This window comes from Sphingomonas sp. (assembly GCF_041661825.1).
Lineage (GTDB): Bacteria > Pseudomonadota > Alphaproteobacteria > Sphingomonadales > Sphingomonadaceae > Sphingomonas.
The window spans coordinates 1,095,558-1,108,846 of sequence record NZ_JBAZTU010000002.1 but is presented as its reverse complement, the minus strand read 5'-3'; the positions used below and the strand labels follow the sequence as shown (position 1 = coordinate 1,108,846).

The window sequence follows — 13,289 nt, the reverse complement described above, 5'->3', positions numbered from 1 at the left end:
ATCCGCTCGCGAGTTTGGCAGAGCGCAGGCGCGGAGGACAGAGGGAAACGGGCAACAGTCCCGATCTTTCGGCAACGAAGCTCTCCCCTCCCTACAAGGGAGGGGCCGGGGGTGGGTGGCGAGCGCAGCGAGCCCTCCGCACGTTCCGCCAGAAGCGGCGATCGGGGCATCGAGCCCCGCTCGCCGCTGACCCACCCCCAGCCCCTCCCTTGTAGGGAGGGGGAGTAAGTTAGGCCTCGACCCGCACCCGCTCAACGCCCGACACCGAATTCGGCCACGCCGCCTCGATCTCCACCTCGACCATATCCCCGATCGCCCCGCTGGAGACGAGATGCACCGATTGCAGCCAGGGCGACTTGCCGATCAGCTGCCCAGGCAGCTTGCCCTTGCGCTCGAGCAAGATGTCGCAGGTCCGCCCGACGCTGGCCTTGTTGAACGCCTCCTGGTCGCGATTGATCGCCGCCTGCAGCCGCTGCAGCCGCTCGTCCATCACCTCGGGCGCGATCTGGTCGCTCATCTCCGCCGCCGGCGTTCCAGGACGCGGGCTGTATTTGAAGCTGAACGCCTGGGCATACCCGACCGCTTCGATCAGGCTCAATGTATCCGCGAAATCCGCCTCGGTCTCGCCCGGGAAGCCCACGATGAAATCGCCCGACAGCGCGATGTCAGGCCGCGCTGCGCGCACCCGGTCGAGGATGCGCAGATAGCTGTCCCGACTATGGCTGCGGTTCATCGCCTTGAGGATGCGGTCGCTCCCCGCCTGCACCGGCAGATGCAGGAACGGCATCAGCTTCCCGACATCGCGGTGCGCGTCGATGAGTTCCTGGGTCATGTCGTTGGGGTGGCTGGTCGTATAGCGGATGCGCGCAAGTCCCGCGATCCGGTCGAGCTCGCGCACCAGCGCATCCAGCCCGCCCGTGCGCCCGGCCGCATCCTCGCCCGTCCAGGCATTGACGTTCTGCCCCAGCAGCGTGATCTCCCGCGCGCCCGCATCGACCAGCGCCTTCGCCTCGTCGACGATCGCCGCCCAGGGCCGGCTTACCTCCGCACCGCGGGTATAGGGCACCACGCAATACGTGCAGAATTTGTCGCAGCCTTCCTGCACCGTCAGGAACGCCGACGGCGGCACGCGGCGGCGGGCGGGCAGGTGGCCGAACTTGGTCTCGACCGGCATGTCGGTGTCGAGCGCTTCCTCGCCCCGAACCGCCTTCGCCACCAGCTCGGGCAGATTGTGATAGGCCTGCGGGCCGACCACCACGTCCACCTTGGCGCGGCGGACGATCTCCGCGCCCTCGGCCTGCGCGACGCAGCCGGCTACCGCGATCATCGGCGCACGGCCATTCTTCCGCAGGCGGCCGATGTCGGAATAGACCTTCTCGGTCGCCCGCTCGCGGATGTGGCAGGTGTTGAGCACGACAAGGTCCGCGGCACCGGCGTCGTCGGTCGCGGTCAGCCCCTCGGCGGCCATGAGCTCGCTCATGCGGTCGCCGTCATACATGTTCATCTGGCAGCCGAACGACTTGACGTGGAAAGTCTTGGGGGAGGGTTTCATGATGCGGCGCCTATAGGCCGAGCGCCGCGCCACTTCAAATCATCCCCCATCGGAGGATGGGATCTCGATCGGCTGCTCCGCCGGCGCTTCATACCGCACCGCATCGACCGCATAGGCAAAGGGTCGCAGCGGATGCCCGAGCGACGCCACCAGCGCCTCCTCGATCCGCCGCCGGCTCTCCGCCGCGATCGCCTTCCGCCCGGGGAAATCCTGCGGATAAAAAGGCTCCAGGAAATGCACCTTCATCCGGAACGATCCGCGCCGCGACAACAGCCGCTTGGCGTTGTCCACGCCGGTCTCGACCCCGACCCAGCCGACCTCCTCGCTCATCGCGCCATAATCGAGCAGCACGGGCTGGACGAGCACGCCCGGCGGCGGGGGCTCGAGCACGCGCAGCATGGGCGTCTTGAACGGCAGCAGCGATTTGCCGTCGGTCGTGGTCCCTTCCGGAAACACGGTGACCGACCAATTGTCGGTCAGCGCATCGCGCAACTGGTTGATCTGCTCCGCCACGCCCATGCGGTTCTCGCGCTTCACATAGACCGTCTGGTTGAGCGTCGAGAGCCAGCCCACCACCGGCGCGTCGCGGATTTCCTCCTTGGCGACGAAGGCAGTGCCGCTCTGCCCGGCGATCGCCAGGATATCGATCCAGCTCAGATGATTGGAGATGTAGAAGACGTCGCGCTTCAACGGCACGCCGACCCGCTCGACCCGCGCCCCGGCCATGCGCCCCGCCCAGGCGAGGAAGATCCGCGGCCAGGGCGATCCGATGCGCAACAGGCGCCACAGATAGTGGAGCGGAACGGTGACCAGCAGCCCGAGGATCAGTCCCGCTGCGCGCAGGCCGATCCGCATCCAGCCAAGGGCATCGATGGGGGCAGGTCTGCCTGCCGCCGCGTCACGCCTCAGATCGGCGTCGGGCAAGGCTCAGGACTTGCGGTCGAGGGCGACGCCGTACAATTCCATGCGGTGGTCGACCAGGCGGAAGCCGAGCCGTTCGGCGATCGCCTTTTGCAACTGCTCGAGCTCGGGATCGACGAACTCGATCACCTTGCCGGTCTCGACGTCGATCAGGTGATCGTGGTGCGATTCGGGCGCGGGCTCGTAGCGTGAGCGGCCGTCGCCGAAATCATGGCGGTCGAGGATGCCGGCCTCCTCGAACAGGCGCACCGTGCGGTAGACGGTCGCGATCGAGATGCCGGGGTCGATCGCCGAGGCGCGGGCATAGACCTTCTCCACATCGGGATGGTCCTCGGCTTCGGAAAGGACGCGCGCGATGACGCGGCGCTGGTCGGTAATCCGCAGGCCCTTTTCATTGCACAGGGCTTCGAGATCTATCTTGCGTGCCATGACACGCATGTAGTCTCTTTGGGCTTATTGATAAAGGGCGACCGACTCGCAATAAGCCGAAAGCCCCCCTCCCCGTCGGGGGGATGGGTCGGGGGGCTCGTAAGGCAGCGGTCCGATCAGCGCGGCTTGCGGCGCTTCGTGCCCAGGCCGATCTTCTTCGCCAGCGTGCGGCGTTGCTCGGCATAGTTGGGGGCGACCATCGGATAGTCGGCCGGCAGGTTCCACTTGGCGCGGTACTGTTCCGGGGTCATCTGATAGTGAGTCATCAGGTGACGCTTCAACATCTTGAGTTTCTTGCCGTCCTCGAGGCAGACGATATAGTCGGGCTTGATCGAGGCGCGGATCGAAACCGCCGGCTCCTGCTTCACTTCCGGTACCGGAGCGGCGCCGCCAAGGCCCGCGAGTGCGCCGTGCACGTTGGCGATCAGCACCGGCAGGTCCGAAACGGCCACGCTATTGTTGCTGACATGGGCGGCGACAATATCCGCAGTCAGCGTTATCAAGGTTTCCTGCAACTCGCTTTGCGTATCCATTATATTCCTTTCGACCCATTATTCGGTTGCATTGAATTCGCATCCGTGCCGCGCGCTATCCTACTTCGGATCGCAACGTGCAAGTAACAATTGCGAATTGAAACCGTTTTCAGGGAAGGTTGCGGCTATAGGTATAGGCGTGGAATGCCTGACCCGCGGTACCCCGATAATAGTTACGGCGCTCGCCAACCTTAACGAAACCTGTACCGCGATACAGCTTGATCGCTTCATTGCCCTCGCGGACTTCCAGATGGAGAGTAACCGCGCCGGAACTTATGGCATCGCTAATGACAGAACGTAGTAACGCGGCGGCCACGCCGCGGCGTCGCATCGCGGGCACTGTCGCCAGCAGCAGCAACTCCGCCTCGTCGGCGACGATCCGCGACAGGGCGAAGCCGGCGGGCATGCCGTCGATCGCCGCGATGGTCAGCCACACGCCAGGCATGGCGAGGATTCCCAGGCACTGGTTGCGGGTCCATGCCTCGCCGAACCGCGGATCGAACGCCCCCTGCATGAGCTGATCGATCAGCGCGAGATCGGCAACGCTGCCGGAACGCAATTCGATCATGTTGAGGGTCGTACTCATTGCGCCGGCGCGAGCGGCTTCGCGTCGGGCGCCCGGCCGTAGATCGGTCGGGGCGGCAGGGTGGAGAGGAGGGCGGGCAGCAGCACCGCATCGGCGGCGCGCGGCAGCGCTTCGGTCAGCGCCAGCGTCTCGTCGATCGCCTTCAGGAAACGCACGCCGTTGCCGATCGCCGGCCGCCCGTCCAGCAGGGCGAGCGCCGCCTCGGGCTTGAGCGAGGCGAGCGCGGAGAGGGGCGCGAGCTGAGCGTCGAAGGCCTGCATGAAGACCTCGCCATGCCCGCCTTCCAGCACGACGGCAAGGCTGGACCAACCCGGATTCTGCGCAAATCCAGCCGCAGCGATTAGTGGCAGCGAGGAATAGCCGAACGCCTCGGCGCCCCAGCCCAGCGCCAGGCCGCGTGCCGCGGCAATGCCCACGCGCACTCCGGTGAAGCTGCCCGGCCCGCAATCGACCAGGATGCGCGACGCGCGGCCGCCTTTAGGCAGTTCGGCGATCATCGGCACGAGCCGTTCGGCATGGCCGCGCCCGACGACCTCGTGCCGCGCCTCGATCACCACGCCGGCCTCGATCAGCGCGACCGAGCAGGCGGCGGTGGCCGTTTCGATGACGAGGGTAAGAGCCGTCTCAGGCAATCGTGTTGAACCGCTCGAATTCGGGCCGCGGCAGCCGTTCGAAGATCGTCGCGGGATCGCCATGCCCCAGGGTCGAAATGAAGTTGGACCGCACCGCCGGCGTATCGGCGAAGAACGCCGCATCGACCTTGCCATTGTCGAAGCCGGACATCGGCCCGGTATCGAGTCCCAGCGCGCGCGCCGCGATGATGAAATAGGCGCCCTGCAGGGTCGAGTTGCGCAACGCCGACACCTCGCGCACTTCGCTATTGCCGTCGAACCAGCTCTTCGCGGTCTGGTTGTGCGGGAACAGCTCGGGCAAATGCTCGTGGAAATTGGTGTCCATGCCCAGGATCACCGTCACCGGCGCGGCCAGGATCTTGGGAGCGTTCTGCGCGCTGGCGCAGGCGGCGAGCTTCGCCTTGGCCTCGTCGCTCACGCACCAGATCAGCCGTGCGGGCAGCTGGTTGGCGGAGGTGGGGCCCCATTTCATCAGGTCCCAGATGGCGCGCAGATCGGCCTCGGACACGGCCTCGTCAGTATAGCCGTTGTAAGTACGCGCGGCACGGAAGATCGTGTCGAGCGCTGCGTCGGACAGCTTCTCGCTCATGGCAGAACCCTTGATAGCTACAGGCGCGGAATCAGACCGCGCGGACCTCGGTGACCTCGGGGACATAATATTTGAGCAGCTGCTCGATCCCGTTCTTCAGGGTCGCGCTCGACGAGGGGCAACCCGAACAGGCGCCCTGCATCTGCAGATAGACCTTGCCCTTGTCGAAGCCGCGATAGATGATGTCGCCACCGTCGTTCGCCACCGCCGGGCGCACCCGCGTCTCGATCAGTTCCTTGATCTGGATGACGATGTCGGCATCCGCGGGGTCCTCGGCAAAACTCTCGTCCGCGCTCGGCACTGCGATCCCGCCGGCACTGCCGGGGCGGAACAGCGGCATGTTGGCGCTGAAATGGTCGAGCAGCAGGCCCAGCACGTCGGGCTTCAGCCCTTCCCACTCGACACCCGGTGCCGCGGTGACCGAGATGAAGTTGCGCCCGAAGAACACGCCGGTCACGTCACCCAGCCCGAACAGCGCGTCCGCCAGCGGCGAGGCTTCGGCTTCCTCCGGCGTCGCGAAGTCGCGGGTACCCGCCTCCATGACCGTGCGGCCGGGGAGGAACTTGATGGTCGCCGGGTTCGGCGTCGTTTCGGTCTCGATCAGCATAGGGTGCATGTGGGCCGGACGAGGGGCGGGATCAAGGCGCTAGTGCGAAACCCTGCCTTTCGTTTCGTCAAAAACACCTTTCCCATCCTCGATTTCGGCTCAGCGGCAGGCGCCGTCGACCATGCCGCGGGCGATCTCGCCGACCGGGCCGGGCAGGGCGCCCCCCGCCGCCTCGGTGATGTCCATCGCATGTCGGGTCTGTCCGGCGCAGATCGCCGCACCCAGCGCATCCGCGCGCGACCGCCCGGTCGACGATAATTCCTCCGCCGCCGCGGTGATATAGTCGAATGGGTCCTGCAGGCCCTTCAGGATCACCTTTTCGGTAGCCATGAATGCTTCCAGATTCTTCCACGTCCCGCTCACCGGCGTGGCGATCAGGGAACGGCCCGCCGCATACATCTGGCCGACGCGCCTGTTGGTCAGGCTGGCGACCATCGCCGGCGTGGCGTTCGCCTTCACCAGCCGCTGCACCGCCGGGATCGCGACCTCGTCGCGCAGCGTCTGCAACGCCCAGGTTTCGACCGCGGTGCGCACCATGTCCCGGGCGATGGTCCGCTCGTTCTGGACCGTCCGGTCGCGCTTGTCCTCCGCCGCGCTAGCGGCGAATTTCAGTGTCCAGATCTCGCTCTCCATCGCGTCGCCCTGCTGCTTCAGCGCGTTGACGCGCAGGGTGAGTTCCTCGGTCGCCGCCTCCAGCGCGCCGATCTGCGGGTTGAGCGCATCGACCGCGCGCGCGGCGGTCTCGATCAGGCCGGGCAGCCGCTCGACCGCGACGAGCTTCTCCTCGACCGAGCCCCCGGGTGGCGCCCGGAACGCGACGCCGCGCTCGGGCGGCACGGGCAAGGGCGGCCGGCTGACATTGAGCCGCGCCGGCCCAGCGCTCTCGCCGAACTCGGGCACCAGCCACCCCGCGGCCACGCGCCCGCGGGCCTTGGCATTGGCCGCCGTCACCAGCCGGGCCTTGGGCGGCGCGGCGACCGTCACCCACTGCACGATGTTCGCCGCGACCGCATCCGATCGCCGGTTCAGCGCGGCGGTGCGAATGGTCATCGCGGCGATCGTCGCCTCCGCCTCGCGGATTTTTGCCCGCGCGGCATCGCGCTGCTGGAGGAACGTCGCCCTGCGCCCCGCCGCCGACGCCATGTTCGCCTCGAGCCGGTTCGCCTCCTCGCGCAGCGAATCGACCTCGGTCTGCGAGCTGTACGCCGCCGCCGACAGATGATTGCGCCGCGCGTTGAGCGCATCGAGCCGGTAAGCCCCGCCGACAAAGGCGACATCGAGCCGGCTGTTCAATTCCTCCATCGTCGCGGGCGCGCCCGAAGCGGTCAGCGCCTCGAGCCCGCGAACCTGCGCGCTCAACCGCGCGAGCGCTGCCTGGTACCGCCGGTCGAGATCGGGCAGCGGATCGTAAGGTGGCGGCACATAGGCGGCCGGGGGCGGGCCGCTCGAACAAGGCGCATAGCCGCTGGGATAGGCGCACATCAGCGGCCCCATCGCGACGCCCCCCGGATCGGACTGGGCAAGGGCCGGGGCCGAGCCCATGGCCGCGAGAACACAGGCTGCTGTCCGCACGCTCCGCATGATTCCCCCCTCGTCGCCGGGACGTGGTCCAGGCGCTGCCGACTATAGCGCGATTCCATGACTGGCCCTAATTAAGACCGGATCGGTCATTTCTTGAGGGATAACCGTCGCTTGCGGATCGCGGTCCTGCGGGCGATGTCGATGTGACGGTCGCGCGCTGACCGGCTTCCTGCACAACCAATCTTGCATACATTCTGGAAATCCTGCATCCAAATATCGGGATGGGGGAGGAATGGCATTGTCGCGTCGCTTGATTGCCGGTCTGTGCCTTTCCTTTGCGGCATTCGACGATGCGCCGCTCCGCGCCCAGGAAGCACCAGTCCCGGACAGCGCCGCGCCGGTGACCGAAGCCGACGATGGCGGCCGTGTCACCACCTGGCCGCCAGCCTTCTTCGCCGAGTTCCAGCCGACCAATGCGCTCGACATGATCCTGCGCATCCCGGGTTTCACCTACGAACGCGGCGATACCGGCCAGCGCGGCCTGTCCGGCGCCAGCGGCAACATCCTGATCGACGGCCAGCGCCCCTCGACCAAGTCGCTGGCGCTGGACGACATATTGCGCCGCATCGCGGTCGAGGATGTGACGCGCATCGACGTCATCCGCGGCAGCGCGCCGGGCGTCGACATGCAGGGCCGCCCGATCGTCGCGAACGTCATCCGCAGGGCAGGGGGCATGTCCTCGGCCGCAGTCGAGCTGATGACCAAATTCTACGGCGACCACACCCCCGCGCGCATCGCCCGGATCGAGGGATCGCGCGTCCGCGGCGGTCTGTCGCTCGAAGGCGCGATCCAGTATCGCGACGAAAAGGATCAGGGCGCGTCCGGCACCGGCCGCCTGACGCGCCGTGACCGCAACGGCGCGCCGACCAGCTTCGGCACGTTCGAGGCAGCCTGGGACCGGAGGCTGCTCGCCGGCAACGGCGCGGCGGAATATCGCACCGGCCCGAACTTCTTCCGCCTGAGTCTCAGCGGCGAGCTCAGCCATGAAGACCGCCGCGACCTCTCCGATCTCGCCGACACGGCGGGCAACCATTTCGACGAGCGGGTCATCACTGGCTTCCAGAGCAACGAGTTCGCGGCGAGCCTCGATTACGAGCGCGAATTCGGCAACGCGCTGACGCTGCGCCTGCTGGCGCTCGAAAGCCGCGAGCACGACACCAGCAACTCGATCTCGACTGGCCTTTCACCCGTGCAGGTCTCGACCGAAGATGCGCTCGCCGGCGAATCCGTCGTCCGCGCCGCTGCGACCTGGCTCCCGGCCGAAACCCTCACGCTCGATGGCAGCGTGGAGCGCGCCTTCAACTTTCTTGATGCGGAGAACACGCTGGAACGCGGCGGTGTGCCGGTCATCCTGCCTTCGGCCAATGTCCGGGTGGAGGAGCGCCGCGTCGAGGCGCAGATGTCGGCGCGGTGGCAGGCCTGGGCCGAAGGCACGCTCGAGGCGAATCTGGCCTATGAGACCTCGACCATCGCGCAACAGGGCGACACCGACAGCGCGCTCACCCTGCGCTACTGGAAGCCTCGGCTGAACGCGACGATCGCGCCGTTCAAGGATTGGGAGCTCCGGCTGCGTGCCGAACGCACCGTCAGCCAGCTCGATTTCGAGGATTATGCCAGCACGGCCTCGCTCGACACCGGCACCGTCAACGCCGGCAATCCCGATCTCGTGCCCGAACAGGCCTGGGTGATCGAGGCAGCGATCGAGCGTCATTTCTGGTCGCGTGGCGCGCTAACCCTCACCGCCAGCCACGCGGCGATCAGCAACGCCATCGATCTGGTGCCGATCGACGGCCGCTTCGACGCGCCGGGCAATATCGGCAATGGCACGCGGCAGGAGGCGAAGGCCGCGCTGACCCTCCCGCTCGATCGCTTCGGTGCGCAGGGATTGTTGCTGCGCTTCAACGGCGCCCTGCGCTGGTCGCGGGTGACCGATCCGGTGACGCTGGTGCCCCGCCGTATCTCCTATCAGCGCCCGACCGGCGGCGATATCTCGCTGATCAAGGAACTGCCCGCGCTCAAATCGGTGTTCACTGCGGACGTCTTCTTCGGCTGGAGGGAACGCTCCTACCGCATCAACGAGATCCGCACCGAAAGCGCGTCGAACGATCCGCTCGCCAAGATCTATTGGGACTGGACGCCCCGCCCGGGCACCTCGCTGCGCCTCCAGGTCGAGAACATCGCCTTCCGCCAGCGCAGCCGCGACCGCATCCGCTTCGACGGGCCGCGGAGCGCCGGCCACATTTCCGGGTTCGAGCGGCGGACGGCGGTGCTCGACCCGTTCTTCATGATGCGGCTGCGCAAGAGCTTCTGATCGCACGCTATTGCGGCGTCAGCGTCGCCATGCCGTGCAGATAATAAAGCGCGGTATGGCCCTCATAGCCTGAGTCAGTGCCGACATAGAGCCATAACCGCCCGCTCGCATCGCTGGTCGCGCTCACGCCGGTGCCATCGGCGGTCAGGGTCTTCTCGGCATAGAGCGGCGGATCGCCGCAGACACCTGTGGGCTTGGCCAGGTTGCCCAGCACGGTGGAGGTGGCGCCCGCCTGGCTTTGATCGCCCTTGTCGAAGGCGGTCCGCACCATCGTGCCCGAATCGGTGCGGTGCGCGGGCGGCTCGGCGAGCAGTCCGGCCTTCACCGTCACGGCTTCCCCCGGCGCACCGCCCGCGCCCGGGCAGCCGCGCGGCGCATTGGTCGCGATCGTCAGGGTCAGGCCGAGGCGATAGCGCGTGGCCGGGCGCAGCCCGTCGACCCGCCGCCAGACATACATGAACAGATCGTCCGAGACGTTGCGGCTGAAGTGGCGCAGGCCGCTCGATGCCTGGAGCGGACTGGGCAGCTGTTCCCAGGTGGCGGAAAAGGCGAGCGAGGGCTCCATACCGATCGTGTAGTCGGCATAAGCCGAAGTCCAGGCCGGATCCTGCGCGGCGAAGGTGAAGCCGAGCGTGACTGGGTCCGCCGCCGGCGGAGTCGGGGTCGGCGTCGGCGCCGGAGTAGGGGAGGGCGTCAGCGTCCCGCCGCCGCCACAGCCAGCCAAGGCAAGGCTTGCGACCAGGGCAAAACAGGCGAAGCGCGCGGAGATGGCGGCCATGCGGTGATCCTCCCGTACTGACTCAGGAAGACGAAGCGGCCGCGCAACAACCGTAGTATTTCGGCGACAGGTTACGTAGCCGAACTGCCGCCGCCAGCCTCTCAGTCCATCAACCCCGGCAGTGCCGCAGCCAGCGCATCCACGGCAAGGCGGACCCTCCGCGCCAGATGTGGCGTCTGCAGCCACAGCGCATGGCAGTCGTACGGAAATTCCGGCTGATCCGGCAGGAGCTGGACCAGCGCGCCCGCCTGAAGCCGTTCACGCACCAGCCAGGAGGGAAGCCAGCCAAGCCCCATGCCGTCGGTCACCGCGTCGGCGATGGCATCCAGGTCGTCGAACCGCAGCCGGCTGGCCGGCATGACCTCCACCGGAGCCCTGTCGTCGCAGGGAAACAGCCAAGGGCGCGCCCGGCCCGACCGGCCATAGACCACGGCCTGATGCGCGCCGATATCCGCGATCTGCCGCGGCGCGCCATGCCGTTCGAGATAGGAGGGCGACGCGCAGACGATCATGCGCTGGCGGGCGATGCGGCGCGCGATCACCCCCGCTCTGTCCTCCAGCGTGCCGGTCCGGATGGCGAGATCATAACCGCCCTCGGCAAGGTCGGCGATGCGGTCGCTGAGCGAGAGATCGAGCTCGAGCGCGGGATGGTCCCGTGCCAGCGCCAAGAGCACCGGGGCGACGCAGCGCCGGCCGAAATGCACCGGCATGGTGACGCGCAGCCTGCCGCGCGGTTCGGAAAACTGGTCGGCCGCAAGGGCGTCCGCTGCCTCGGCCTCGGCGAGCACGATGCGGCACCGATCATAATAAGCGCGCCCGAACTCGGTAAGGTTCTGGCGGCGCGTGGTGCGGTTGATCAGCCGCACACGCAGCCGGTCTTCGAGAAATCGCACATGCTTGCCGACCATCGGCCCGGACAGGTCGAGCGCTGCCGCCGCGGCCGCGAACGAGCCCAGATCGACCGCCTTGACGAACACGGCCATGCTGGTGAGGCGATCCATATTCCAAACCTGTGGTTTCTACTGTTCTGTCGATCGCCTCATTTATCGCGCGTTCGCTCCTCGTCATAGCCAATTCAGGTCATCTGATTTGGAGTTTGCCCCATGCCGCGCGTCGTCCGCTTTCACGATTATGGTGGCCCCGAGGTCCTGCGGATCGAACATGCCGACGTCCGGAATCCCGGTCCGGGCGAAGTCCGCATCCGCGTCAAGGCGCTCGGCCTCAACCGCGCAGAGGCGATGCTGCGGACGAACATCTATATCGAGACCGCGCCCTTGCCGTCCGGCCTCGGCCTCGAGGCAGCGGGCCTGGTCGAGACGGTCGGCGAAGGCGTGGAGGGCCTTGCCCCCGGCGACGCCGTCAGCGTGGTGCCGTCCCGCTCGATGGTCCGCTGGCCCGCTTATGGCGAACTGGCCGTCTTCCCCGCCGACCTGGTCGTCCGGCACCCGCCATCGCTGAGCTGGGAGGAGGCCGCCGCCACCTGGATGCAATATGTCACTGCCTATGGCGCGCTGGTCGACATCGCCAACCTCAACCGCGACGACTTCGTCGTCATCACCGCCGCATCGAGCAGCGTCGGCCTCGCCGCGATCCAGATCGCCAATCTGGTCGGCGCGACTCCGATCGCGGTCACGCGCACATCCGCCAAGAAGCAGGCCCTGATCGATGCCGGCGCAGCGCATGTCGTGGTGTCCGATGAGGAGGATCTCGAAGCCCGGCTAGGCGCCATAACCGGCCCGGAAGGCGTACGCGTGGTGTTCGACCCGATCGGCGGACCCTCCTTCGGCCCCCTGACCGCGGTGATGGCGCGCGGCGGCATCCTGATCGAATACGGCGCCCTGAGCCCCGAGCCGACGCCCTTCCCGCTGTTCGCCGTGCTGGGCAAGTCCCTGACCCTGCGCGGCTATCTCATCCACGAGATCGTCGCCGACCCGGTCCGGCTCGAGGCAGCCAAGGCCTTTGTCCTGGACGGGCTGGGCTCCGGCGCGCTCCGGCCCATCATCGCCAGAAGCTTTCCGTTCGACCAGATCGTCGACGCGCATCGCTTCCTCGAATCCAACGACCAATTCGGCAAGGTCGTCGTGACGGTTTGAACGGCGGCGGCACATCGGAGCTCGGCATTCCGCAGCTGGTGATACCCGGACGAAATCGATTATGCGATCAGGCCGGATGGAATGTGATCAGCTGCGGAGAAAGAAGGCATGGGCAAGCTCACCTGGTCGATCAACGTGACGCTCGACGGATGCTGCGACCATATGCATGTCGTCGCCGACGCCGAACTTCATGCCTATGCCACGGAGGTTCTCGATCAATCCGATTGCCTCTTGTTTGGCCGCGCCACCTACGAACTGCTCGAAAGCTACTGGCCGCTTGTGGCGCGAGGCGAGAGCGCCGAGACCGACGAGGTATTGATCGACTTCGCGCGCAAGCTCGACGCGAAGCGCAAATTCGTGGTCACACGCACCCTTGACCAGGTCAGCTGGAACGCCTCCGTCGTGCAAGGCGATGTCGGGGACGCGGTGCGGAGGTTGAAGGACGAGCAGGGCCGGATTCTCATCTTCGGCAGCCCGGGTCTGGGGTCGTCGCTCACCCAGCTGGGTCTGGTCGACGAGCACCATTTTCTGCTCCAGCCCATCGCCGCCGGCCATGGCCCCCACCTCTTCGACGGTGCGGCCAATCGCCATTTTCGGCTCCTCGGAACGCAGTGTTTCGCCTCCGGGGTCATTCTCGCCCGCCAGGGCGCTGCGCCCGCGCCATAGCCGAACGCCCT

At 67.0% G+C, this 13,289-nt stretch carries 14 protein-coding genes; 3 read left to right on the top strand and 11 right to left on the bottom strand.

The features are described from left to right. Positions 1-229: 229 nt before the first annotated feature. From miaB to WC729_RS12415, 9 genes are all read right to left on the bottom strand, one after another. The gene (miaB, locus tag WC729_RS12455; RefSeq protein WP_372853107.1) at positions 230-1,552 is read right to left on the bottom strand and encodes a tRNA (N6-isopentenyl adenosine(37)-C2)-methylthiotransferase MiaB; all 1,323 of its coding nucleotides are present in this window, start codon (positions 1,550-1,552) and stop codon (positions 230-232) included. 39 nt (positions 1,553-1,591) lie between these two features. Then, entirely contained in the window at positions 1,592-2,407 is an 816-nt protein-coding gene (locus tag WC729_RS12450) for a lysophospholipid acyltransferase family protein (RefSeq protein ID WP_372853324.1), read from the bottom strand. 72 nt (positions 2,408-2,479) lie between these two features. Continuing rightward, positions 2,480-2,902, bottom strand: a complete 423-nt coding sequence (locus WC729_RS12445; RefSeq protein ID WP_372853105.1) for a Fur family transcriptional regulator — start codon at positions 2,900-2,902, stop codon at positions 2,480-2,482. A 116-nt stretch (positions 2,903-3,018) separates the two neighbouring features. Beyond that, on the bottom strand, positions 3,019-3,435 hold the full coding sequence (locus WC729_RS12440; protein WP_372853103.1) for a MucR family transcriptional regulator: 417 nt from the start codon (positions 3,433-3,435) through the stop codon (positions 3,019-3,021). A 109-nt stretch (positions 3,436-3,544) separates the two neighbouring features. After that, the gene (locus tag WC729_RS12435; RefSeq protein WP_372853101.1) at positions 3,545-4,021 is read right to left on the bottom strand and encodes a GNAT family N-acetyltransferase; all 477 of its coding nucleotides are present in this window, start codon (positions 4,019-4,021) and stop codon (positions 3,545-3,547) included. Further along, entirely contained in the window at positions 4,018-4,653 is a 636-nt protein-coding gene (gene tsaB / locus WC729_RS12430) for a tRNA (adenosine(37)-N6)-threonylcarbamoyltransferase complex dimerization subunit type 1 TsaB (protein ID WP_372853099.1), read from the bottom strand. The genes WC729_RS12435 and tsaB overlap by 4 nt, the downstream gene beginning before the upstream one ends. Then, positions 4,646-5,242: a malonic semialdehyde reductase gene (locus WC729_RS12425; RefSeq protein WP_372853097.1), complete on the bottom strand. Its 597-nt coding sequence runs from the start codon at positions 5,240-5,242 to the stop codon at positions 4,646-4,648. The genes tsaB and WC729_RS12425 overlap by 8 nt, the downstream gene beginning before the upstream one ends. A 31-nt stretch (positions 5,243-5,273) precedes the next feature. Then, a complete protein-coding gene (locus WC729_RS12420; protein ID WP_372853095.1) occupies positions 5,274-5,849 on the bottom strand; it encodes a NifU family protein in 576 nt (191 codons plus the stop codon). 99 nt (positions 5,850-5,948) lie between these two features. Then, complete coding sequence (locus WC729_RS12415) at positions 5,949-7,391, bottom strand: hypothetical protein (protein WP_372853093.1); 1,443 nt, start codon at positions 7,389-7,391, stop codon at positions 5,949-5,951. A gap of 277 nt (positions 7,392-7,668) precedes the next feature. On the opposite strand from WC729_RS12415, the gene WC729_RS12410 reads away from it, so the two are divergent. Continuing rightward, positions 7,669-9,741, top strand: a complete 2,073-nt coding sequence (locus WC729_RS12410; RefSeq protein ID WP_372853091.1) for a TonB-dependent receptor plug domain-containing protein — start codon at positions 7,669-7,671, stop codon at positions 9,739-9,741. A 7-nt stretch (positions 9,742-9,748) separates the two neighbouring features. On the opposite strand, the gene WC729_RS12405 is transcribed toward WC729_RS12410, so the two are convergent. Next, a complete protein-coding gene (locus tag WC729_RS12405) occupies positions 9,749-10,519 on the bottom strand; it encodes a hypothetical protein (RefSeq protein ID WP_372853089.1) in 771 nt (256 codons plus the stop codon). A gap of 101 nt (positions 10,520-10,620) precedes the next feature. Next, on the bottom strand, positions 10,621-11,520 hold the full coding sequence (locus WC729_RS12400; RefSeq protein ID WP_372853087.1) for a LysR family transcriptional regulator: 900 nt from the start codon (positions 11,518-11,520) through the stop codon (positions 10,621-10,623). A 102-nt stretch (positions 11,521-11,622) separates the two neighbouring features. Here WC729_RS12400 and WC729_RS12395 point away from each other — a divergent pair, with 102 nt between their 5' ends. Further along, positions 11,623-12,612: a zinc-dependent alcohol dehydrogenase family protein gene (locus tag WC729_RS12395; RefSeq protein ID WP_372853085.1), complete on the top strand. Its 990-nt coding sequence runs from the start codon at positions 11,623-11,625 to the stop codon at positions 12,610-12,612. A gap of 108 nt (positions 12,613-12,720) precedes the next feature. Beyond that, complete coding sequence (locus WC729_RS12390) at positions 12,721-13,278, top strand: dihydrofolate reductase family protein (protein ID WP_372853083.1); 558 nt, start codon at positions 12,721-12,723, stop codon at positions 13,276-13,278. Positions 13,279-13,289: the final 11 nt, after the last annotated feature.

Coding starts and splice junctions, on each gene's coding strand:
- WC729_RS12445 (WP_372853105.1), bottom strand. CDS start 2,902: ATGGCACGCAAGATAGATCTCGAAGCCCTGTGCAATGAAAAGGGCCTG.
- WC729_RS12440 (WP_372853103.1), bottom strand. CDS start 3,435: ATGGATACGCAAAGCGAGTTGCAGGAAACCTTGATAACGCTGACTGCG.
- WC729_RS12450 (WP_372853324.1), bottom strand. CDS start 2,407: ATGCGGATCGGCCTGCGCGCAGCGGGACTGATCCTCGGGCTGCTGGTC.
- WC729_RS12395 (WP_372853085.1), top strand. CDS start 11,623: ATGCCGCGCGTCGTCCGCTTTCACGATTATGGTGGCCCCGAGGTCCTG.
- WC729_RS12425 (WP_372853097.1), bottom strand. CDS start 5,242: ATGAGCGAGAAGCTGTCCGACGCAGCGCTCGACACGATCTTCCGTGCC.
- WC729_RS12405 (WP_372853089.1), bottom strand. CDS start 10,519: ATGGCCGCCATCTCCGCGCGCTTCGCCTGTTTTGCCCTGGTCGCAAGC.
- WC729_RS12415 (WP_372853093.1), bottom strand. CDS start 7,391: ATGGGCTCGGCCCCGGCCCTTGCCCAGTCCGATCCGGGGGGCGTCGCG.
- WC729_RS12390 (WP_372853083.1), top strand. CDS start 12,721: ATGGGCAAGCTCACCTGGTCGATCAACGTGACGCTCGACGGATGCTGC.
- miaB (WP_372853107.1), bottom strand. CDS start 1,552: ATGAAACCCTCCCCCAAGACTTTCCACGTCAAGTCGTTCGGCTGCCAG.
- WC729_RS12400 (WP_372853087.1), bottom strand. CDS start 11,520: ATGGATCGCCTCACCAGCATGGCCGTGTTCGTCAAGGCGGTCGATCTG.
- WC729_RS12420 (WP_372853095.1), bottom strand. CDS start 5,849: ATGCTGATCGAGACCGAAACGACGCCGAACCCGGCGACCATCAAGTTC.
- WC729_RS12435 (WP_372853101.1), bottom strand. CDS start 4,021: ATGAGTACGACCCTCAACATGATCGAATTGCGTTCCGGCAGCGTTGCC.